The following is a 22,373-nucleotide window of genomic DNA, read 5'->3' as shown; positions in this document are numbered from 1 at the left end:
TACGGATATTCAAGCTTATTATAGCGACAATCAATGCTCGCCATTCCATACTTACTTATTGAACTTTGTTGGCATTGTCATCCAAATTAATTTTAACACCCTCTTTCCATACGCTAAGGATTGAAAGCGAATCCGAAATATTCTCTGTGGGATTCCCTTTGACTAATATCAAATCAGCTCGTAACCCTTCGGCAATACTTCCTCTGTCTGTTAAACTAAATCTTTTCGCAGTAACCGAAGTTGCTGACCTTAAAGCATCAATTGGACTTAAACCAGCTTCAACTAGCAACTGCATTTCATGATGAACGCTCACTCCGTGCGCAAGCCCTCCTAAATGAGCCATTGGAACCGATACATCAGTGCCTACGAGAATATCAACTCCTGCATCATGTAAATCTTTTACATTATTGAAACTATCTTCCATTTTTCCTGACGGAAAAGTATTAAAACAAGAGCACATTGTCGCTTTCCAATCTTCATTTAGTTTGTGTTGCACCCGGTCGTCTTTTGCTACATGACAAGCCGAATTTCCGATTATTGAAGAATTAAGCACTAAACAAGGCGTTACAAAAATTCTTTTGTCTGCTATAGATTTAATCAATTCGCACGTCCAACTAGGTCTGTCAATAAATAAATGAGCCAAGCCATCTACACCAACTTCAATCGCGGTTTTTGCAGCCTCAGCTGTCAAAACATGCGCTATCGCTATTTTACCTAACTTATGTGCTTCATTCACTGCGGCTTTCAATACTTCAGTTTTTATCATTGGCAAGCCTGGAGCATTCATAACCGTTCCTTCCTCAATCATTACTTTGAAATAATCTGCACCGTTTTCTATTTGTTGTCTTACAAACTGCACAGCACCATCTACTATTGTAACATCTATCTTATTACTATCTTCATTTTCCCTTTCCTCAAATGCAGCAACAAAATCTTTTTTTTCCTTCTCTGTCATTTTCTCCATCTTTTTCAAGATAAAGCTAGGAATTCCATCCTCTTTCGGAATTAATTCATCTGGATGTCCTCCAGGTGCTGTTAAAGCCATGCCTGATGAACGAACATCAGCAATATTACTCTTGTCTTTTATCTGCAGTTCACGACCTTTTCTTGTCATGCCACCTTGCATTTCTAATTCGGTAGTTACTCCAAACAGTATGGCATCTCTTAGCGAATCTTCCGAAGTATGGACATGTGCATCTATTAAGCCGGGCAGTAATGTGCATCCTCTTCCGTCAATAACTTCTGCATCTACTGGCACTTCTTTTGAAATGCTGATGAACTTTCCATTTTGAAAGACGACGGTTCTTTGTCCCAATATTTCCTTTCCATCAAATACATTTGCATTGATGATTGCTGTTTTTTTATTTTGCATCATTTAACTTGTTTAAAATTATGATGCAAAATTATTGGTCCTATGGGGTTGAAAATTGTATAAATCGGTCGTTTGTTTTTGTCTTAATGGGCCAAATAAAAGTCACAGTTTATGACTATTTATCTTTCATTAATAAAAGAGGCTTATCCTTTTCTACAATATAAGTTGCAAGTTCACAAGCTTCGAATTTGCCAAAAAAGTTGTCTTGGAGTGTTTCATTTTAATCTTTTATTATATAAAGGTAAATAGTGCAAGTTATTTGTTCGGCAGAGTATAAAATTGTATAAATTGGTCATTTTGGTTATTTCTCAGCTCTTTTGGCAGTGCCCCGGAGAGTTTTTTTACTTCTTTGATAAAATGTGATTGGTCTGCAAAGTTCTGTTGTGGAAATACACTGCCATCTTTGATATGTTGAAAAGAAGCTCGGAAGCGAAGAATATTGCAATATGCCTTTAGTGTGAGTCCAAATTGCTGATTAAAATAACGGTTGATTTGTCTACTGCTCCAGAATACTTTTTCTGAAAGCTCTTTGACAGTAAGTTCTCCATTTGAAGAATAGATTAATCTAAACAGTTTTTCTTTTCTTTTATCTATTTCTGTGGGTAAGAGCAATTGAATTATTTGAGACGATTTTTTATAGAAAAGTGTAAAATCATTTAATTCAGATGCGTCAAAGTTCCAATAATTCGGAGGTAAATTTTGAGCATTGTTTAACAACTTGGAAATCGAGCTCTTAAAAACATATTCTGCAGCAAGTAACTTAAAACTAACTACAAACATTGTTGTATTCCTTGTAAGAATTACTTTATCCGGGTGGGTTCCAATTCCTAAAAGGGTGGTTTGAGTTGCCTCAGTAGTGGATTTTGTGAAAATTAAGTCAATTCTTCCGTCCGGTAACACAATCACCTCCTTGTCGGTGTCTGATTGATTTTGAAGCATCCAAAAACTTTCTACAAAGTCGTCAAGCGATCTGTCGGGTTTGATGAGTTCGTAATTCAAGTGGTTATTCATAGGTACTATTCGTCTTTCGGGTTTCTGATATCTTGCTGATTGCGCACTTTCAATACAAATGAGTATTTCGCATTTGTGTTGTATATAGTTGGATTACTTAGCAGATGGCAAAAATCAGTTTGTTGATGAAGCGAATTATCGAGATATTTTAAGCATCAAATTGATGATCTCAAAAATATTTATTCGGTTTCATAAATTCAAGTTGAAAAGACGAAATGGACGTTTCCATATAAGGGGCCTCCAAAAAGTAACAACCGAGTTTACCTGGGTTGCTATGGCCCATAACATGAGAAAATTGCACCTGAAACGGCAGAAAGCAGCATCATAGAAGTAAAAAAAGGTCAAAAAGTGCGCTAAGAAGCACTTTTGACCCGTTTTAAAGTATCACATTGATAAAACCGAGAAAAAGCTGCGAGTATCGGCTTGTGCCCAAATTAAGGCATGCCTTTTGGTCAGCCCCAAAAAAGTCGCATATCTCAATTTGATGACTTATCTGCCTTGGGCAATTGAAGAATTTGGATTGACCCTCCCGCACTGTATCCCGAGATCTGGACAAATATATGATCTCCCTCTTTTCTACGGATTGCGTAAACTTTCACCAAATTGTTGGTGTAATCAATCGAGCCCTCTTCGCCGAAATAGGTAGCCTCGTCTTTGATACGGTCTAGTTCTTTCTGGGGTACTCTTCCTTGAAATATCAGCATACCCCCAGCCGCTGTGATCAGGTCTTTATAGCTCTTTTCAAAATACGGCAAAGACCATTCTTTGCCTGTGACACTCGTTAAAAAAGCTTTATAAACCTTTCCTTCCACAGGAACCATTCCTTCCCGCGTCGGAAAAAACAGACGATCAAAATCGCGGGTAAGCGGCTTATTCAGAGGAACTATGTCTGCCGGAGGATTAAAAACCGGAAAGGCGGCCAATTCCTTTTCATTGAAGGGGAGTTTGCTCAAATCAATCGAGTCTGCAAGCATATTTCTGACCGTTTCCTGCGCAGATGCAGTATTCTCCGCTAGGAGTTTGGGTTTTTCACGAAGGGTGTTTGCTTTGCCGGATTTATTGCAGACAAAGAACAAACTCGCCAGAATTACGGACATTAAAACTTTTTTACTTTTCATTTAATTGGCTGTTTTTGTAGTAGATTTTGCAAATATATCTTCAAATGCGATGTAAATGCTTCGTGACGTTCCCGTGTGGTTTCGTATCATCACCAAATTCACCGGATGATCTTTTGAAACTTCGGCGAATTGACGTAGCCAGGATTAAGGAAATTACACCAGTTCCAGCCCAAAATGCATCTGTAAGGGCAGTATAATAAAGTCCCATCGACCATGCATTAAAGATCCAGTCACCTGTTACAAATCCATTGGCAAGCGGGACAAGAACCGAAAACAGCCCACCAACAAGCAGGTAAAACCAGGTCATTCCGGATTCTGTTTTCAGCAGTAACCCCGCTATACTTAACGCGAGCCACGATACGAAAAACACAGCCCTAACCAGGAAAACGTGGTTTTCAACGTTTGGTATCAGTAATTCTGCACTGAACAGAATGGCTGTGGCAGGGAAAAGACCGAAGGAAATGGCAAGATACCACATGGTGACCCTGTGATGGAACTGCTTTTGTTTGTCAGTATAGCTTTTTTTATTCCTGGCCTCTTTCCAGAGCAAGACACCGCTAATGATAACGAAACAGGTAAACAGAGCTAACAGAAAATAGATTGCCTTCAAAGCAAGCCCTCCGAAAGTAGCGAAATGCAGTCGGGATATTCCGAATAATACGGATTCAGCGTAAGTCTTTTTGCCTGGTAATTTGTCGGAGATCAATGCTCCATCTTTCAGCCTTACCGCCACTGAGCCGTCGCCCGCGAAAGTTTTGCTGTTTTCCAGCGAAGCCGAAACGATACCGTCTTCCCGGTCATAATGTTTGATCTGCAAGTAACGTAAATCCAACTCCGGATTTTCATTTTTTACTTTTTCGAGAATGCCTGTTACCCCTAGATTCTTTGTGGTAAAAGGAGATGTTTCACTCACTTCCATGGCGCGCTCCGAAAAAATATCATTGATCGCTTTCTCCTGATTGCCGTCGTAGAACACCATCACCACCGGAAGCAAAACCAGAAATGACAGCATATAGTAAGCCCCGGTAATCGCATACATCAGCTGGAAAGGCAGTCCCAGTAAACCAAAGACAGTGTGCGCATTGGTCCAGATATTTTTCAATGACCCTTTGAGCGAAAAGCCGTGAAATTTGGTAAGCATATTTTGCCAGTGGATCATTACACCCGTAATCACCGCGAAAGCAAAGAACAGAGCCACGAAGCCGGAAAGATACCTGCCTATAAACGGGATCTGGTCAAAAAAATGCAACCGGTATAACGTTTCTCCGACCGTGGTTTTTTCGTCCTTGAAAAATTGACCGGTCGCCGGAAAATAGGTCGTGTAGTAATGTTGCTCGGGTTTGCCTTTGGGTACAGTTAAATGCCCGTAAACCTTGACCAGAGGTCTTTCCGCGGATTCTGTGACGATGGTAATATCTTCTGAAAAATCAAATTGGGGGTTGGATTTTTTCAGGCTGCTTAGCATTTGATCATAGTCAACCGGGTGTACCAATGTTTGCCGTGCTGCCGGATTTTCCCATTGGTAAAATTCATCTTTAAAGAGCGAAAATGCGCCGGCAAAAAATATTACGTACAGCCCAAAGCTGATGACAATGCCCGAAACGGTGTGGGTGTTAAAAGTAATGTTGTAGAGTCGCGGCGATAAACCTTTTAGTTTCTTCATAGCTATTTTAGAAGATATATTCCTGCTGCGCAAAAAATAATCGAAAGAAGATATATGCTCCAGACAATCCAGCCATTGCGCATTAGAAATGCGATGATCATGAGTGCTGTCCAAAGCAAAAAGACCGAAAACGCACCAGTAAGAATGATTTCCATGCGATAAGGAAGTGCGACGGCCAGAAGCATGTGAACGGCCACAGCAAGAAAATAGCCGCCGAAAAGTCCGGCCGTGATTTTGAGGGCACGCTGGCCGCGTGTTGTCAGATATTCCTTTTTAGCTGGCATCGCAGATCAGTTGTATCAGTAATAAAACATGTATGACTACGGCCATTCCATAGAAATAATATTTACCCAACACCGCAAAAAGCTGGACCATACCCATCGCCAGCATACTGGCGGCCAATGCAAGCAAAAGCCCGCCTGCCCAACCATCAGCTCGCACATATAACAAAGATCCGGCTATCGTAAAAAGCAATCCAAAGAGCCGGACGCTACGAAATCGCGGGCTGAACAGAAAGTCTGGATAATATTTTGACTTGGAATAGTACAAGTACATTCCCAGGAAGATAAAATAGAATTGTGGCATAAAATTATTTTTGCAAATATTAATATTATTTAAACTAAATACAAATAAGTAATTACATTTGACGAAAATTCTGCAAATGATCTGTTATGAGAATATTTTTCCTCCTCTTTATGTTGCTGCTTATTGATGAAACTGGATATGGCCAAGGGTTTTCCTTTTCTGGAACAGTCAAAAACGGCGATGGCAATGCTTTGTCTTTTGTTTCTGTCTCTTTGAAAAATACCAAATATGAGACTGCGTCAGATGCGGATGGTACATTCCGGCTCATAAATATTCCGGCAGGAGATTACAAACTGGTTGTAAGCCACGTAGGTTTTAAAACGTTTGAAAAAGATATAAAAATCACTAGCCGTAATGTGGTTGAAGATGTCGTATTGATTAGTGATACCAAAGATCTTGATGAGGTTTTGGTAAAAACTGAAAAGCAAAGCCGCGTACAGGAAATGAAGCCGATCACCATCAGCAGCGTGGAGATCAAGAATGTGGTGAGCCAGAATGTACTGATCACCGACATCATCGACCGGCTTTCGGGTGTGCGCATCCGGCGTTCAAGCTCACTTGGGGAGCCTTCAGATATTTCGATTAACGGTTTACGTGGCAATGCAGTGCGGGTCTACATTGATGGTCTGCCGATGGAATTCATTTATCCCAACTTCGATATTTCGACTTTGCCGATCGGAAACCTGAAACGGATCGATGTATATAAAGGCGTATTGCCGGTCGACGTTGGTACTGATGCGTTAGGCGGCGGTATTAATCTGGTAACCGAGCAGAAATCGTACAATTCGCTTCGCGCTTCTTACAATGTCGGCTCTTACAATACGCATTTGGGCGATTTTGCATTGGGGCTGGCCAATAAGAAAAATTACTTCCTGAATGTTACAGGCGCTGTCAATTACTCCGATAACAGTTACAGAATGGACGCCAGGATTTTTGAAAATGGTAACCGTATCGAACGCGTCAAGCGCTTCCACGACCAGTATAGGATCTTTTTTGGCGGGATAACCATCGGTACCCACAGTAAGCCCTGGGCCGACGAACTGAAACTTTCAGTGAACGTTTCGGGCGGAAACAAAGAATTGCAAAACGGCGCCAGGGTAAGCGGGACTGCTTTCGGAGAGGCGAAGTATAAGGCCGAAAACCTGACGGCGGTTTTAAAATATGAAAAGTCACTCTGGAAACAGCGGGCGCTGTTTTCCACAGCCGCTAATTACAGCAGTCAGACTTTGAATTATGTGGATACGACCACGAATGTGTACAGCTGGAGTGGAAAAGTGATTGGCAGAAAGGAGAGCCCGGGCGAATATTACGAAGCCAATTCGGATACTTACATCCATGGCTGGATCAATCGGAGCAGTTTTACCTTTAAAATAAGCCCGGATCACAAACTGCTTTTCTCGAATTTATATGCCAAACAAAAGCTGACCGGCATCGATTATCTGGAAGCCGATCCCATGGAGGATTACCTGCGCATTCCTCAGTTTCTGACCAAAAATGTGGCCGGAGTGCAGTATGAGGGCTTGTTTATGAACAGGTTAACTTTTTCAGCTGCCACTAAAAGGTACGATTATATTCTCGATGGTGCCGAAAACAACACATTTGAGCTAGTTAAAAAGAAGGACGGCATATGGGGCTGGAATACGGCATTGAAGTATGATATAGCCGAAGGTTTTTTCACCCGCGCATCTTTTGAGAAAGGTTACCTGATCCCGCAGTTTGCCCAGTTCGTAGGCAACGGCGCAGATATCGTCCGCAATACAGACCTGTTGCCGGAAAGCAGCGATAACCTCAATATTGGTGTTGTAATCAGCAAGCCGGTCACCAAAATTTTAAGCATTACGACGAACATTAACGGGTTTTACCGGAGCCAGCACGACATTATTTTCATAGGAAATGGCGTGATCAGAAGATACGACAATGCGGACCAGGTGCGGACGCTGGGCGTGGAGGGTGACGTGGCACTGACCTTCAAAAATGCATTCAGCCTGAAAACGAACCTGACTTTCCTGCGCAAAACTTTCACAAAAATGAAGCTGGCGGAAAGTCAGTTCCTGGTCGGCACCGACTTTCCAAACAACCCCAATTTTTATGGTAACTCGGAGTTATCATGGCAAAAACCGGGATTATTGAAAACCGACGATCGTTTCCGGGCTTACTTGTTTTACAACTACATCGCGCCGTTTAACCACATCACCGTCGGCAAAGGCAACAGTATCAAAAATACGCCGGAAGCTTACGTGCCCGTTCAGCATCGCCTGGATGCGGGTTTCTCCTATAAGTTCGCAAAACGCGGCCTAATCGCTTCCCTGAATGTCATTAATGTCTTCAACGCCAAGCTTTTTGATAACTACCTGGTGCCACGCGCCGGGACGAATTTCAATGTAAAGCTCATTTACGAGATTTCGCGCTTTTAGGGGAAGTAAGCTGTAAGCTGTATGCTATAAGCCGACAGCCGATTGCCGACAGCCGATTGCCCCCTACCACAACTTTCCAACAAAATCCAATCCCCAATGAAAACAACCAATCTATTACTATCCATTTTTTTTGCCGCCGCACTGATTTCATGCAGCAGTGATGATAAACCAGTTGCCGAACCTGAATCGCTTTATCAGGAAGAAGGATTTTTGTTGTCCAGCATTTCGCAATCGACTGCGGGGTTTAGCTATTACGCCGGTTTTTTTTCGCAGCAACCTTCCGGTGATGTCGATTTGACCAAAAACACGGCTTACAGCACCTTCATGGCGAGAACTTCCTTTAAGAATTTTATTTACGGGATTTCGCTGGATGGAGACAATAAATTGTCCAAGCAGGCAATTTTGAAATCTTCCGGGGCCGTGGTGGAAGTAGCAAGCATTCCATTGCTGGAATATTTGCAGTCTGTGCTGATCATCAATGAAAACCTGGGTGTTTACTCGACCAGTGGAAACAGGGCACTGTTCCTTTTTAACCCGGCCACCATGGAAAACCTGGGGCAGATCGATATGTCGAAAGCCAAAAATTTTCCTGAGAACGACAGAAATGTTTATGCGCATTTATCATATCGTCCCAACGACAACAAGCTATTCGCCTCGCTTTTAACAAACAGCAGCAAAACCGGCCAGTTTTACGATGCACAGGATGTATATGTGGAAGTGGTGGACCTGACGACCAGAAAATGGGAGAATACAGCTGTTTTTAAACAAGCCACTTATCCGGTCTCCCGGGGTTTGGAACATAGCGTTGTGGATGAAGCGGGTAACGTTTACATCAGTACGCAGGGTCAGTATGGGCTGGACGGGCAACTTGGGCCAAATGCTGCGAAAAGGTCCAGACCGCAGATTTTGAAAATTCCAGCCGGGAAAACGGACTTTGACTCCACTTATGCTTTTAACCCGGTCAATGCGGTAGGACAGCAAAGTTCAATGTTCCAATTGCTTTTGGGGACTACCTATGATGCCAATGGAATTGCTTATGCCTGCATTTCCGCAGCGCCATATCCTCCGAGATTATTGGAGCTGATCGGTAAGCTGGCAGTCAATTCAATTACGGCTGCAGAATACACGGAACTGTCGGACCTGGCATTTTACAGTCCCGTTCAGCGCTGGGTGAAGTTGGATTTAAATGCACAAACTGCGACAGTGATTGCGGATTTACCGCTTACGGCAGCTTATAGTTATCCCAGCACGCACAAATATGATGGCAAGTTTTACCTTCCGGTTTACAATTCCAGTATGAATTTGAATGGTTACTACAAATATGATCCGGCGACAGGAAAATCAGAAAAAATGGTGAATGTTACTGCCGGTGGATTGATAACGGACTTGTTAAAGCTAACGAAGTAGGAGTGGATGCAATGATAGAAAGACTGGTCGGAAGTGTTCGCCCATTTTTTGGTTGTCAGAAGGCGACTGATAAACGCAGGCTTAATTTCCTTTATAATTTATCACTTCAAATAGCAGCGGATCTATTTTGATGAGGTTCCAAGTGTAAAGCGTGCGGTTGCTTATTCCTGGCAGGTTTTTTCAAGTGGGCCATTGAAAACATCATAATACCAATGATACAAGGCTTTGGTTTGTTATAAATCAAAAGAGTTGAAATGACAGGCGGATTTAAAGCAGCAGAATTCATGTATGCCAGAAGACTATGAAGGAGCTGCGGGTATTTAACTATAAAAAGGAGACTATCGACAGGTTAAAACCCAAGCCAGTCTCCTTTTTACGTTAAATTTATCCTAAAAAATTATTCCTTAATTAACACCCGTACGTGTATCCCACCACATTTTCTTTCCCCAGAAATTGTCATTGATTTCAGCGATAAACGATGCGCTATTGGCTGAATTAAGCGTTGTTTCTGTTGGTGGATATGGATAACGGAACGGTGGGCGCGTATGCCCTAGGAAAGGAGATCCGGTAGCAGCAGCTAATAATGGCACATCTGTACGTCTCGATTCTGCCCATGCTTCCTGTCCGTTTTTAAATAACGAAAGCCATTTTTGCGTGTGCAGTTTGCTGGTGGTATTGTCCCATTTTACTCCTGAACCTGCCAGGTACGTACTGATAACCTTACCGTCTGTAATGCCGTTTTCATTCAGCGAAGCGGTTACACCAGCTTTGTATAAGGTTTCGGCAGTACTTGCGCCTACATTCCATCCTTTTTGTGCTGCTTCTGCCATAATGAAAAGCACTTCGCTATATCGCATGAAGGGAGAAAAGCCGGTTGCATCTTCACGGAACTTAGTGCCAATACGGGAATAAAGGGAAATGATCGGAGAAGTAGCAGGGCCCACTTCAACACCTCTGTACTGGCCATCACTTGGTGCCGGTTTGGCATAAACTGCTATTCTTGGATCGCCCAGTTCTTTCAGTTTAGTGATCAATATATTACTCGGGCCATGATCGTCACGTGTCATAAAATTGTTGTTCCACGGTTCAATATATGGGCTTGATCCCGACCATTTTAACATCGCATTATCGGCGTTGCTGGCCAGTACAGGATAAGTGGTAGCCGAGGAAGCGATTTCTTCAATTACCGGCTTGGCAGTGGCAGGGCTCACGTTTGATATACGGATTGCAACCCGCAAACGAAGAGAATTACAGAATTTCTGCCATTTTTTTACGTCACCTCCGTACAGCAAGTCTCCTTCTCCCAATACGTCCGTTCCTCCTGTTGCGAACAGATCTGCTGCCGTTTTTAATTGTGAAATGATAGCCGGATAAATTGTTTCCTGCGTGTCATATTTTGGTGTGATAAAACCAGCGTCACCTTTAAAAGCTTCGGTAAAAGGAATATCTCTCCAGCGGTCTGTGGCTACCTGCAAAATATAAGCCTGCATGGTGAGCCCCACTGCTTTCATGTTCGTAGAACCTGTTTTGTCTGCCTGGTCAATAATGGCCTGGGCGTTTTTCAGGTCACGATAAACAACAGTCCATAATGTATTGATATTCGTTGAAGTAAATACATACTTCGCGTCATCAATGTATTGTAATTTCCCAAGCTGGCCGCTGTAAGATGATGGCTCACTCATATCTCCGAGCGGTCCGAAATAATAGAGAGCGAAATCTTCCAGCACATAACCAAGCACGTTTGTAATAGGTGCTTCAACGGGATTGTTGGGATTTGTATTTATTTCTTCAAAATCGCTGGTACAGGCTTGTCCGGTAAATACCAGCAGAAGAATGATCAGGAAATAAGATTTTATATTTTTCATAATGATCAGAATTTCAAATTTAATTTTACACCTATGCTTCTGTTGGAAGGAATCTGGTATTGTTCGATTCCTAACCCGTCATTTCCTACACCAAATCCTGTTTCCGGATCGATGTTTGCTACATTGCTTTTGCTGGTATACAGTAAGGCTATGTTGCGGGCAAACAAAGAAATGCCGGCTCCTTTAAGCCAAGGGTATTTTAATGTAAAAGCAGACGGCAGCTGATAACCGAATTCGATCTGGCGTAGTTTCACGAAACTTCCGTCGACGATAGCCGTTTCTCTTCCACCCCAAAGGCTTTGGAAATAATCTCTCGCACCAATGCGGATTGTATTAGGTGTCCCATCAGCCATTGTAACTTTTTCGTCTTTCAAAACGTCCTGCCCAACAATAAGCCCGTTTTCACGAATTCCGCCTTCAACTGTTGGAGCTGTCACACCAGACTGTAAGCCAAACCATTGCGTCACACTAAACACATCACCGCCTTTTCTCATATCCAGCAGGAAGCTGAAATTGAAATTTTTGTAAGTAAAATTATTGGTAACACCACCTACCCAGTCGGGCATTACATTACCTACTGCAGTTGGGGTAGAATTGTAAGTTGGCAATCCATTGCTTCCGACAATGATTGCTCCCGTTGAAGCATCTCTTGCAAAGGAAGAACCTCTCATTACACCGTAAGCCTCTCCCGGAACCGCATCCACAGTAAGCCCCCAAACGGATGTGATCGTATAAGCTTCCAGTTTCTGGCCGGTTGTAGGGTCTTCGTATAGTTTATTCACCATACTTTTGTTCTTGGCCCAGTTTACGCTCAAATCCCAGTTGAAGCCACCCGAATTGCTGATAATGCCTGCGTTCAATTGCAGTTCAATTCCTTTGTTCTGGATTTCTCCCGCATTCAGCTGCATGGTGCTGTATCCCGATGCTCCGGAAATATTCACCTGCATGATCTGGTTGGTCGTGATTTTATTGTAGTACGTTGCATCCAGTCCGATTCGGCGGTTTAAGAACTGCAGTTCCAAACCAACTTCTGTACTTTTTGCTTTTTCCGGTTTCAGGTTAAGCGGAGGCAACGTGCTTGAAATACTGTAAAGCGTTACACCATCAAAAGCGGTTGCATTGGCATTGTAAGACGATTGCAGCTGATAAGGGCTGCCACCATTTCCTACACTTGCCCAGCTTGCGCGCAGTTTACCAAAGCTCAGGATGTCGGGATTAACCGGAATTACATTGGTGAAAACCCAGCTCAGACTCGCCGAAGGATAAAAATAAGACCAGTTGCCTTTTGGCAATGTTGAACTCCAGTCATTACGGGCAGTGACGTCTAGATAGAGATAATCCTTAAATCCCAGGGATGCTTGTCCATAAACACTATTTGTTCTCAACTTATTCGTAGTCATATCCGTTGTCGGACTTCCTTTGGCATTCTTGATATTGAACAGATCAGGAACAGTAAGTTGCGCGGCACCAAGTGAGCTGAAATTGTAGGAATAATTCCGGTAATTGGCTCCTGCTGTGTAACTTAATGTAAGGTCTTTTGAGATATTGCCATGACCGGTTAATATCAGGTCCGCATTGATCTCATTGATGTTATACTTCGATTCAGTGAATTTGCCGCCGCCCCACGTTTTGTCCGCCATACTTGTCAGCGTTTCGTTGGATTTGTTGAGCGTTATTTCCTTGCGTTGCTCAGCCGACCAGTCTGTACCGATTCTGGCCATGGCACTAAACCACTCATGAAACCGGTAAGTTGCACTCACATTGCCAAATACACGGTCTTTGTAACGTGAATGTGTATTATTGTTTACATTGAAATACGGGTTGTCATGGAAATTGTTGTTCCAGTTATAAGGCATTCCGTCTGCGAAAGTATCATTGTAATGTTCCTTCAAATCTTTCATATCCACCTGGCGGCCAAACCACCCTCCGAGAGATTGCATAGGGTTATTTGCATGATATCCTTGTCCTACCAGGTTGTCGTTGGCAGTTCTTACATAATTTACCAGGGCATTGGTTTTTAATCTTTTTGTCAAATTCTGCGTCGTATTCAGCTGGATTGTATACCGTTTCTGATCTGTATTAGGTATAGTACCAATCTGTTTTTGCTGACCAAAAGACAAACGCGTATCACCATTTTCAGAACTGGAAGACACAGCTACCGAATTATCAATCGTATAACCGGTCTGGAAAAAGTCTTTTACATTATTAGGATTTGAAACCCAGGGCGTTGCAGTACGATTGCCATTTGCGTCCAGCGGACTGTTATATTGAGGAATCAGCAAACCGGCGTCCAACCTTGGTCCCCAGCTTTCGTCAACTCCGTCGTTGATACCATTTCCGAGTCCGTCCAGATAAGAGAATCCTGTTGAAGTAGCGTAATCCTGATAAGTGGAACCGTCGTTTTTCTTTTTCCACATATATTCTTCACCATAAACACCCTGTCCGTACTGGTTCTGGTATTTTGGCAGGATGTAAGGTTTTTCATAAGAGAAGCCACCAGAATAAGAAATGGAAGTGCCTTTTCCTGAGCCTTTGCCATTTTTAGTGGTAATCAGAATTACACCATTTGCAGCCTGATAACCGTATAAAGCAGCAGCATTTGCTCCTTTCAGTACTGACATGGAAGCGATATTATTCGGATCAATTTCAGCAATGGCATTACCATAATCCACTCCTCCGCCAGAAGTTGTATTGGTTGAAAAATTACTTACGGGAACACCATCTACAACGAATAGCGGCTGGTTATTGCCAAATGAGTTATTACCACGAAGAACAATTCTGGAACCCGATCCGATTGCACCGCTTCCCGCTGTTATCTGTACCCCGGCCACTTTACCCGAAAGAGAATTGAGTACATTTTGTTCGTTGCTTTTAACAAGTTCGCTGCCTTTCAATTCCTGAATGGCATAACCCAGTGACTTTTTTTCTCTCGTAACACCCAAAGCGGTTACAACTATTTCAGTCAGAATCCTGCTGTCCGCTACGAGCGCGATATTAATGATGCCTTTTCCGGCAACTTGTGTTTCCTGAGACAGATAACCGATAAAACTAATGATCAGCGTGCTGTTTTCGGCCACGGTTAACTTAAACCGGCCTTCTCCGTCGGTGGTTGTACCATTGTTGGCTGCACCTTTTACAATAACAGATGCTCCCGGAAGTGGGCTGCCATCATCTTTGGAAATAATGACCCCGGAAATTTCTATGTCAGCCATTTGTGAAAATGGCGTTATGCTTTTTGCCCTGGCAGTATGTTCGGACGGTAGGCAAAAAAATGCAATGCAAGTCACCAGAAAGGCACGCATTGCCATCATTAAGATAGGTTTGTTCATATTAAAGTAGATAGGTTTGTGAAAATTCAGAATCAATTTTTTGTCAAGTCAGAAGTCTTTTTGTCTTGATTACTTCTATGTATAATAGGTTTAGATGTACCAATTAGTCAGAAAAGGATGATCGTAATTCTATTTGTAAAATTACTTTTCACACAGAATAATATCTTCTTATGAATTGCTGAATAGTTTACCAATATTAACTTCGCAATAAAGATATTTTGTGTAATGTGTATTATGCAGTGATTTATATGGAATTTTTGATAAATGTCAAATTAATCCATTGTGCGACCTTTACTTATCCTTATGCGCTGATAATATCAGAACTTGTGTGTTTTACAGTCCCTTACCAACTTCTTTGGTTTTTGTTTGGAGAGTAGGCGTGTCTTCTCAGAAAGTCTGTGTCGCCTCCTATTATACGTTGTTCTTCGAATCAAGTTAGGAAGCCACGGGGGCACCCGCCAACATTTTACACCCGGACTATTTGGGCGGCAAGTCGGCTATTGGCCATTTTGCTTGATAATACCAAAATAAAGGGCTGGTGCGACGTCGCCAATGATCACTGTTTTTTGCGAAAGTGGACCTGGAATCCCGCGCTGTGGTCAGGTACAACATCCCAAATTCGGACGCACATAGTGCCAAAAGGCAGCTGATCCATGAAAATAATATGTTACTTTTTTGAAAAGTACAGCCAACAAAACGATGAATGTATTGGAGATCGACCTCAAAGGTTGAGCTGATGATAATAAGAAAGGGGGTAACAAACTGAGATGAGAGCAATTTGTTATTTATGCGTCACTAGCATCCTTTGATTCAGAAAACCAGTGCGCAACAAAGAAGGCAAGATTAAAACCAACAACGAGAAAAAGATGGGAACGGATAGAATAACAAACCCGCGAACAAATTATATACCCTACCTTTTTTCTTTATTGATCTACCTGAATGGTTGACCGGCAACCAGCAGTTAAAACTGAAAGGTGTGCTTTTGGGTTTGCGCTTCTCTATTACTAAATACCGTGTCGAAATTTGCCTGAGAATCAGAAATATGCATACTGCCAATTGCAGGATAACTAACTCCGTTGGTCCTGTCATTCAAGGCAGACAAGGAAATCAATATTGATCGTGTTCTTAACCCCCGCTTAGTATCATTATTTGCAAGCATGTATATAACGTCACCAGTCATTGGGTTACCACTTTCTTGTGGTTCAAACCCCAGTCTTTGAGTGCATAAATGATTGGCGTCAGTGTATCTGCATATTTTTCCAGTTTATAAGAAATTTTGACCGGATAATCGTCAATAATGAGCCTGTTTATCAATTTATGCTGTTCAAGGTCTTTAAGTTCCTTGGCCAAAACCTTGGGCGTAATGCCTGGGATACTTTCCTGAATGTCCGTAAAACGGTCGTTTCCCACACCAATGGAAATGATAATTGGTAATTTCCATTTTCCGTTAATCACATCCAGTGTGTCGCGTACGGGTTTAATGGTAGCAAGACAGTCGCAATGTATTTTCTTCTGTGCCATAGTTCTTTCTTTTATCAAGCCCGTGAATTTACGTTAATTTCCTTCATCACTTCGGCAAACAATTGGGCCGATTTAATGCGGTCTTCGGTAGCATACATGGTGGAAACGGCAATCAGTTCATCCACATTCGTGTCGTCCAAAAAGGCGATAATTTGCTTTTTTACGGTTTTTTTATCGCCTACAAAAGAAAATCTCAGCATTTGGTGCACACTCGGATGATTGAAGATTTGCCTCCATTCTTCTGTCATTTCAGATGGTGGTTGCACCGTTTGCATATTGCCCGTCATCATTCCGTAAAACATCCCGATCAGTGAAGTGAATATTTTTTCCGCTTCCTCATTGGTGTCCGCCATAATTATGTTGATGCCCGCAATGGTGTAAGGAGCACTTAGAAATTCCGAGGATTGAAATTCCTGCTCGTAAATGCGCAGCGCATTGTACAAATGTGTAGAAGCAAAGTGGCTGGCAAAAGCATACGGCAAACCTTTTTTGGCAGCCAAATGCGCACTGTCGGTACTCGAACCCAATATGTATATCGGAACATCTGTACCTTCCGCCATGGAGACCCTGACTTTCGAAGATCTGTTAGCAGGCGAGAAGTAAGTCTGTATTTTCTTAATCTCCTCAGGGAAAGAATGTGCCGCCTTGAAGGAGTCCGACCGGATGGCTTGTGCAGTTGCCGTATCAGTTCCGGTGGCCCTGCCTAAGCCCAGATCGATTCGGTTGGGATACAACTGTGCCAATGTTCCAAACTGTTCTGCCACAATCAAGGGCGAATGGTTGGGCAACATTACCCCGCCGGAACCCACTCTGATGCGTTTGGTATTTTCTGCCACATAACCGATCAAAACGGCGGTTGCCGAGCTTGCCACTGTGTCTGAATTATGGTGTTCGGCAAACCAATACCTTTCGTACCCGTTCTCTTCGGCCACTTGGGCCAATGCCAATGTATTATTTAAAGTTTCTTTTACAGTGGTACCTTGCGATACCGTTGCTAGTTCCAGTATGGAATATTTTATGTTATTTTTCATTTTAAGAATTATAATGGACTATTCTAAATGCGGATCTAAAACAGCGTTTTTTTAAATTTTTCTGAACAATGGTCTTGCCAGTTCATTATTGTTCCTTTTGGACCAGCCATTCAACAGGAAATGTATAAAGCAAAATTAGACAAAACTTAGTTACCAAAAGATAGTACTTTCCTAAAAGAAAGTAGTTTTCGGTTGGCCCGAAACCCTATTTCACTTTCCTTTGGGAAAGCGCTATCCAAGTGAAAGAGATGGTGGTGTATCTTTATTTGCTTGATCGAAAGAGAAATAAAAAAGATTGATACCGATAAGGTTTACGATGGTTTAACACTTCGTGATCAGTTGGGCTTGCCTTATCAGAATTGGTTTTGGGATAAGTGCTTATTCAATAAAGATCAGACCATTGATGGAGGCGATTGTAGTGGTGGCGAGAAAAATTATAACAAACCGATAGCAGGGCCGGAAGAAAGGCTAAGTGATTTAAGCAGTAAAATCGCAAGCCAGCTCAAATCTTTTATATAAGGTTACTTGTGCAGATCGTGATTTCAAGCTACGGATTATCAAACTAATCAGCTGTACACAGAAGATTTTAAATTAAGTAAATCAATAAACTAATTAAAACAGATCATGATGAATATAGGAATTATTGGATCGGGCAATATTGGTAGCGCCCTTGCCGGATACCTCACAAATCTTGGGCACCAGGTTATGATTGCCAACTCTCGCGGACCTGGCTCGATAAGCGAGCTTGCCGCAAAAACCGGCGCAATTCCGGCAACTACGGAACAAGCTGCGGGCGCCGAAGATCTTGTTATTATTGCTATTCCTGAGAAGGCAATCCCCGATCTTCCAATATCCATTCTTGCAGCGTCAAGGGCCATTATTGTCGACGCGGGCAACTATTATCCCTCGCGCGATGGCCGAAACACTGATATCGAAAGCGGATTAACGGATAGTGAATGGGTGGCAAAAGTGATAGGGCACCCAGTAATCAAGGCTTTTAATAATATCGTTGCCCCAAGCTTAGCTTCAAAGGCTGTTGTGGCCGGAAGCGCGGACCGGATTGCGATATCTGTTGCCGGTAATGATGAGCAGGAAAAGCAGGTGGTTATGGATCTCATCGATCAGATTGGCTTCGATGCCATCGATGCAGGCTTACTGTCTAAGTCGTGGAGGCAGCAACCGGGTGAGCCCGCATATTGCCGGGACCTGGATAAAGATGCGTTAAAATCTGCCTTGGCCGATGCCGACATAAGTAAGCGCGCGGCTAACCTTGCACATGCAGACGAAATGGCGCGTCCATATCTTTAATGGTCGGGTTAGTCCTGAGCTGTCGAGCATCATTCATAAGAGTTATTCGAAAAAACGATCGTAGCTCTGTTAACGAAGTATTTTATGAATTTTAGTAAGGGAAACGGATGGTTTGGCTACATATGAATGTGCAGTCTGCTGCGTGCTGCGTGCAAAGTATAGGGCGGACTATATCCCACGATGGCTTTTTCTAAAAAAGTCAATGATGAAATTACTTGGCTGTGCGCCCACCAAAGCCCACGATAGAGGGCGTTGGTGGCGAAAACCTGACAACAAACACCAATGCTGACTTTATACGCCCACCCAGAAAAAACGGGTATTGGCGCATGCCTTTGGTCACATAATCGGCCTCCTGCATACTGGCACAAGCAATAAGTGGGTGCCAATCATATCGGAGGCATCAACCGCAACTTGGTACTGATGGCACATTATTAGCATTGGGGCGGGTTTACAATTGATGACAAGAGGGCCATAGAATCCCTAGTTCTGTGAAATTCTTTGAACACTGTTCAAAGAATTTCACAGAAAAGTTTTTTTATTGAACACTGTTTAATAGATTTGCATATCAAATGAGTTTGACATGTCTATATCGAAGAGGAAAGAGCAGGAAAAGATAGAAATGCACAAGAAGATTTTGGACAGTGCGCGTAAGATTTTTCTTGAAAAGGGCTACGAACAGACCAGTATCCGCAACATTGCCAGTGAGATCAATTATAGTCCGGGTTCCATCTATTTCTATTTTAAAGATAAGAGTAAGATTTTTCATGAGCTTCATAAAGAAGGGTTCCGGTTGTTTTTAAGCCAGATGAAAGCTTTGGATAGCATCCAGGATCCCTATGAACGCTATAAAGCGCTTGGTTTGGTATTCATCCGCTTTGCACAAAAACACACCGATTATTACAATCTGATGTTTCTGGTCAGTGATACGGGTAAATCAGAAGGGGAGGGGTTTCAGATTGCGCAGGAAGCGATTGAGCACTTGTCGGGCGTGATCCAGCAGTGCCAGGATCAGGGAAGGTTCCAGGGGCTCAATAACAAGTATTTCACACTGATGACACTGTCTTTGGTACATGGTATTTGTTCACTGTACTGCAAAGACCGGATGTCGGGGTTCTTTGAAAAATCAAGTGAAGAGCTGATGCTGCACGGATATGAAACCTTTATTGCCTTGATAGAATCAAAATAGATCAGGACTTAAAATTTTTTTCAGAAAGAGTACGCGTTGATGTAAGGCCGGTTGTAACAGGATGATTTCATTCTGAATGATTTGGCCTATTCTTTTAAATATTAATTAAACAGTGTTTAAAATTATCACAGTGAATAATTTGCTAAAAAAATCTAATGTTTGGAAAGCGGCGCTGTCGTTTCCAATGCTTGCCATGCTGGCCTACCCATCTCAGGGACAGGGCAGGCTCCATGATTACATCACCGAAGGGCTTGGGTCAAACCAGAGCATCAAACAGCAAAATTTTCTCTTCGAAAGAAACGTGCTGGCCCTGGCAGAAGCCAAAACCATGTTTCTGCCCAGCGTGTCATTTTCTGCAACTTACAACAAGGCAAGCGGCGGACGAACGATCGATTTCCCGACCGGTGATCTGTTAAATGGTGTTTATTCCACACTCAACCAGCTGACCAGCACCAACGCCTTTCCAAATTTGCAAAACCAGAGTATTCAGCTTTTCCCCGACAATTTTTATGATGCAAAATTCCGGACCACGTTGCCTCTGATCAATGCCGAACTGGTTTACAACAAGCGTATCAAAGGCCAGCAGGTAGATCTGCAAAAAGCGGAGATACTCGTTTATAAACGCGAACTGGTTAAAGAGATTAAAACCGCTTACTACCAGTATGCCAAGGCGGTTAATGCCGTGCAGATCTACGAATCTTCACTGGGTCTGGTACAGGAGGGCAAGCGGATCAATCAGGTGCTGTTTGACAATGAGAAGGTGAACCGCACCGGGGTAATCCGCAGTGCCAATGAAGTAACCAAGATCAATGCGTCGCTGACGGCAGCCATCAAAACCAAAGAATCCGCCCGTTACTATTTCAATTTTCTGCTTAACCGGCCGCTTACTGATAGTGTACAGGTTGACTCCATTACCAGTCTGCCCGAATTTGGTACGCTGCTGGCTGGCGATGTGGCAGGCAGGGAAGAGCTCTACAAACTCAAAATTTCACAAGGAATCAATACCAACCTGACTGGTCTTGCCAAGTCCTACATCATCCCCAGAGTAGGAACGTTTATAGACCTGGGTTCGCAGTCATTTGATTGGAATTTCAATAATAAAAGCCGCTACTATTTCTGGGGTGTGTCGCTGGACTGGGACCTGTTTGCTTTTGGAAAAAATAATTATAAAATCAAAAAGGCGGCCGCTGAACAGAAAAGCATTTCGGCTCAGACTGATTACATAGAAAAGCAGCTATTTACAGAGTTAAAGGTCCGTCAAAACCAGATGCAGACTGCGATAGCCCAGTACCAATCCGCCCAGTCACAGCTTAAAACAGCCCAAACCTACTACAACGACGAGCTGAAATTATATAGGGAAGGTGTGGCGATTTACATTGAACTGCTCGATGCGCAAAACCAGCTGATCAATGCCCGTCTGGATGCCAATATTGCGCTGTTCGACATCTGGATTACCCAGGCTTCGATCGAGCGCGCCAATGCCAGTTTTACATTTCAATAATCAAAAAAATAGAATATATGAAAACGATACCATTACTGATTTTGGGAACTGCGGCCTTTCTGGCCTGCAAACAGACACCCAAAGAGGAAGTTCATTTCGATGACAGGGAAGCAATTCCTGTAAAAGTTTCAGTGGTCAGCTCACTTGACGTTTCGGGGAACATCAATGCAACAGGTCTTGTCAGCACAGAACATGAAGCAAAGTATGGCTTTAAAATAGGAGGGGTGATCAGCCGCATTCTGGTCGAGGAAGGACAATCTTTCAAAAAAGGGCAGCTATTGGCCGTTTTGAACGCCACAGAGATTGCAGCGGGGTTGAGCCAGTCGAATCTGAATGTAGAAAAAGCGCAGCGCGACTATGACCGGGCGGTGAACCTTTACCGCGACAGTGTGTACACCAAAGAACAGTTGCAGAATACCAAAACGCTTTTAGATATCGCCAAAAAAGGGGATGAGACCGTATCCTTCAACGAGCAGTATTCCCGGATTTACGCCGCGTCCGATGGTTTTGTCGCCAAGCGGCTGGCCTCGGAAGGAGAGGTGATCGCGCCGGGTAGCCCGGTACTTGTCATCAACGAGACCAAACAGGACAAAAGCTTTCTTTTGCGGGTAGGACTTACCGATAAGGAGTGGGCCGCTGTGTCCGCTGGACAAAAAGCAACGGTTATCCTGGACGGCTACCCGGACAAACCGATTGATGCCTTCGTATTTCGTAAGTCTCAAACCGCTGATGCGGCCGCGGCCTCTTTTCAGGTGGAATTAAAATTGAAATTAACAGACATCAAACCTGCCGTGGGCATGTTTGGCAAAGCGCAGATCGCTACCGGAAAAGCGCAGCATGTAATGAGCATTCCCTATGATGCGTTGGTGGAAGCGGACGGATACACGGCATACGCATTCATTTTAAATGGCCCGGGAAAAGTAAAGAAGGTGCCAATTGACATTGCCAGTTTCGACAACAAAACGGTGTATCTGAAAGAGGGGCTCAAGCCGAGCGACCAGGTGGTTATTTCCAATAGTGCCTATCTGAACGAAGAATCAACCATCAAAGTAATACAGTAAT

Annotated in this window: 17 protein-coding genes; 7 read left to right on the top strand and 10 right to left on the bottom strand. The window is 43.1% G+C overall.

Features of this window, described 5'->3' with window-relative positions:
- Positions 1–55: 55 nt before the first annotated feature.
- The 6 genes from MUK70_RS15945 to MUK70_RS15920 all read right to left on the bottom strand — a co-directional run bounded on the left by MUK70_RS15945 (position 56) and on the right by MUK70_RS15920 (position 5,749).
- Positions 56–1,375 (bottom strand): amidohydrolase family protein, encoded by a 1,320-nt coding sequence (locus tag MUK70_RS15945; RefSeq protein WP_234653676.1) that lies wholly within the window; start codon positions 1,373–1,375, stop codon positions 56–58.
- 252 nt (positions 1,376–1,627) lie between these two features.
- Positions 1,628–2,383 (bottom strand): helix-turn-helix domain-containing protein, encoded by a 756-nt coding sequence (locus MUK70_RS15940; protein ID WP_244784405.1) that lies wholly within the window; start codon positions 2,381–2,383, stop codon positions 1,628–1,630.
- Positions 2,384–2,859: 476 nt separating this feature from the next.
- Positions 2,860–3,501 (bottom strand): hypothetical protein, encoded by a 642-nt coding sequence (locus tag MUK70_RS15935; protein WP_234653672.1) that lies wholly within the window; start codon positions 3,499–3,501, stop codon positions 2,860–2,862.
- 40 nt (positions 3,502–3,541) lie between these two features.
- Entirely contained in the window at positions 3,542–5,164 is a 1,623-nt protein-coding gene (locus tag MUK70_RS15930) for a PepSY-associated TM helix domain-containing protein (protein WP_234653670.1), read from the bottom strand.
- A 2-nt stretch (positions 5,165–5,166) separates the two neighbouring features.
- Positions 5,167–5,448: a hypothetical protein gene (locus MUK70_RS15925; RefSeq protein ID WP_234653668.1), complete on the bottom strand. Its 282-nt coding sequence runs from the start codon at positions 5,446–5,448 to the stop codon at positions 5,167–5,169.
- Entirely contained in the window at positions 5,438–5,749 is a 312-nt protein-coding gene (locus MUK70_RS15920; protein ID WP_234653666.1) for a hypothetical protein, read from the bottom strand. The genes MUK70_RS15925 and MUK70_RS15920 overlap by 11 nt, the downstream gene beginning before the upstream one ends.
- Before the next feature lie 86 nt (positions 5,750–5,835).
- On the opposite strand from MUK70_RS15920, the gene MUK70_RS15915 reads away from it, so the two are divergent.
- Both MUK70_RS15915 and MUK70_RS15910 read left to right on the top strand, forming a co-directional pair.
- The gene (locus MUK70_RS15915) at positions 5,836–8,163 is read left to right on the top strand and encodes a TonB-dependent receptor (protein WP_234653664.1); all 2,328 of its coding nucleotides are present in this window, start codon (positions 5,836–5,838) and stop codon (positions 8,161–8,163) included.
- A gap of 96 nt (positions 8,164–8,259) precedes the next feature.
- Positions 8,260–9,570 (top strand): DUF4374 domain-containing protein, encoded by a 1,311-nt coding sequence (locus MUK70_RS15910; protein WP_234653662.1) that lies wholly within the window; start codon positions 8,260–8,262, stop codon positions 9,568–9,570.
- Positions 9,571–9,974: 404 nt separating this feature from the next.
- On the opposite strand, the gene MUK70_RS15905 is transcribed toward MUK70_RS15910, so the two are convergent.
- The 4 genes from MUK70_RS15905 to MUK70_RS15890 form a co-directional block, all read right to left on the bottom strand.
- The gene (locus tag MUK70_RS15905; protein WP_234653660.1) at positions 9,975–11,435 is read right to left on the bottom strand and encodes a SusD/RagB family nutrient-binding outer membrane lipoprotein; all 1,461 of its coding nucleotides are present in this window, start codon (positions 11,433–11,435) and stop codon (positions 9,975–9,977) included.
- Positions 11,436–11,440: 5 nt separating this feature from the next.
- Positions 11,441–14,647 carry a SusC/RagA family TonB-linked outer membrane protein gene (locus MUK70_RS15900; protein WP_234653658.1) on the bottom strand — a complete coding sequence of 1,069 codons (3,207 nt, stop codon included), beginning with the start codon at positions 14,645–14,647 and terminating at the stop codon, positions 11,441–11,443.
- A gap of 1,293 nt (positions 14,648–15,940) precedes the next feature.
- The gene (locus MUK70_RS15895) at positions 15,941–16,285 is read right to left on the bottom strand and encodes a winged helix-turn-helix transcriptional regulator (RefSeq protein WP_234653656.1); all 345 of its coding nucleotides are present in this window, start codon (positions 16,283–16,285) and stop codon (positions 15,941–15,943) included.
- 14 nt (positions 16,286–16,299) lie between these two features.
- Positions 16,300–17,316, bottom strand: a complete 1,017-nt coding sequence (locus tag MUK70_RS15890) for an LLM class flavin-dependent oxidoreductase (protein ID WP_234653655.1) — start codon at positions 17,314–17,316, stop codon at positions 16,300–16,302.
- Positions 17,317–17,586: 270 nt separating this feature from the next.
- Here MUK70_RS15890 and MUK70_RS15885 point away from each other — a divergent pair, with 270 nt between their 5' ends.
- From MUK70_RS15885 to MUK70_RS15865, 5 genes are all read left to right on the top strand, one after another.
- A complete protein-coding gene (locus tag MUK70_RS15885) occupies positions 17,587–17,835 on the top strand; it encodes a hypothetical protein (RefSeq protein WP_234653653.1) in 249 nt (82 codons plus the stop codon).
- 105 nt (positions 17,836–17,940) lie between these two features.
- Positions 17,941–18,624 carry an NADPH-dependent F420 reductase gene (locus tag MUK70_RS15880; RefSeq protein ID WP_234653652.1) on the top strand — a complete coding sequence of 228 codons (684 nt, stop codon included), beginning with the start codon at positions 17,941–17,943 and terminating at the stop codon, positions 18,622–18,624.
- Between the two features lie 580 nt (positions 18,625–19,204).
- The gene (locus tag MUK70_RS15875; RefSeq protein WP_234606248.1) at positions 19,205–19,810 is read left to right on the top strand and encodes a TetR/AcrR family transcriptional regulator; all 606 of its coding nucleotides are present in this window, start codon (positions 19,205–19,207) and stop codon (positions 19,808–19,810) included.
- A 130-nt stretch (positions 19,811–19,940) separates the two neighbouring features.
- Positions 19,941–21,311 carry a TolC family protein gene (locus MUK70_RS15870; RefSeq protein ID WP_234653651.1) on the top strand — a complete coding sequence of 457 codons (1,371 nt, stop codon included), beginning with the start codon at positions 19,941–19,943 and terminating at the stop codon, positions 21,309–21,311.
- A 17-nt stretch (positions 21,312–21,328) separates the two neighbouring features.
- Positions 21,329–22,372: an efflux RND transporter periplasmic adaptor subunit gene (locus MUK70_RS15865; protein ID WP_234653650.1), complete on the top strand. Its 1,044-nt coding sequence runs from the start codon at positions 21,329–21,331 to the stop codon at positions 22,370–22,372.
- Position 22,373 lies beyond the last annotated feature (1 nt).

The organism is Dyadobacter chenwenxiniae, from assembly GCF_022869785.1.
Lineage (GTDB): Bacteria > Bacteroidota > Bacteroidia > Cytophagales > Spirosomataceae > Dyadobacter > Dyadobacter chenwenxiniae.
The sequence above is the reverse complement of the archived record's forward strand: the minus strand, read 5'-3'. Positions and strand labels throughout refer to the sequence as shown.

Excerpts from the sequence above, each read along its gene's own strand:
- MUK70_RS15925 (WP_234653668.1), bottom strand. The coding sequence starts at position 5,448 with ATGCCAGCTAAAAAGGAATATCTGACAACACGCGGCCAGCGTGCCCTC.
- MUK70_RS15890 (WP_234653655.1), bottom strand. The coding sequence starts at position 17,316 with ATGAAAAATAACATAAAATATTCCATACTGGAACTAGCAACGGTATCG.
- MUK70_RS15940 (WP_244784405.1), bottom strand. The coding sequence starts at position 2,383 with ATGAATAACCACTTGAATTACGAACTCATCAAACCCGACAGATCGCTT.
- MUK70_RS15930 (WP_234653670.1), bottom strand. The coding sequence starts at position 5,164 with ATGAAGAAACTAAAAGGTTTATCGCCGCGACTCTACAACATTACTTTT.
- MUK70_RS15920 (WP_234653666.1), bottom strand. The coding sequence starts at position 5,749 with ATGCCACAATTCTATTTTATCTTCCTGGGAATGTACTTGTACTATTCC.
- MUK70_RS15915 (WP_234653664.1), top strand. The coding sequence starts at position 5,836 with ATGAGAATATTTTTCCTCCTCTTTATGTTGCTGCTTATTGATGAAACT.
- MUK70_RS15905 (WP_234653660.1), bottom strand. The coding sequence starts at position 11,435 with ATGAAAAATATAAAATCTTATTTCCTGATCATTCTTCTGCTGGTATTT.
- MUK70_RS15880 (WP_234653652.1), top strand. The coding sequence starts at position 17,941 with ATGATGAATATAGGAATTATTGGATCGGGCAATATTGGTAGCGCCCTT.
- MUK70_RS15900 (WP_234653658.1), bottom strand. The coding sequence starts at position 14,647 with ATGGCTGACATAGAAATTTCCGGGGTCATTATTTCCAAAGATGATGGC.
- MUK70_RS15945 (WP_234653676.1), bottom strand. The coding sequence starts at position 1,375 with ATGATGCAAAATAAAAAAACAGCAATCATCAATGCAAATGTATTTGAT.
- MUK70_RS15935 (WP_234653672.1), bottom strand. The coding sequence starts at position 3,501 with ATGAAAAGTAAAAAAGTTTTAATGTCCGTAATTCTGGCGAGTTTGTTC.
- MUK70_RS15865 (WP_234653650.1), top strand. The coding sequence starts at position 21,329 with ATGAAAACGATACCATTACTGATTTTGGGAACTGCGGCCTTTCTGGCC.
- MUK70_RS15875 (WP_234606248.1), top strand. The coding sequence starts at position 19,205 with ATGTCTATATCGAAGAGGAAAGAGCAGGAAAAGATAGAAATGCACAAG.
- MUK70_RS15895 (WP_234653656.1), bottom strand. The coding sequence starts at position 16,285 with ATGGCACAGAAGAAAATACATTGCGACTGTCTTGCTACCATTAAACCC.
- MUK70_RS15910 (WP_234653662.1), top strand. The coding sequence starts at position 8,260 with ATGAAAACAACCAATCTATTACTATCCATTTTTTTTGCCGCCGCACTG.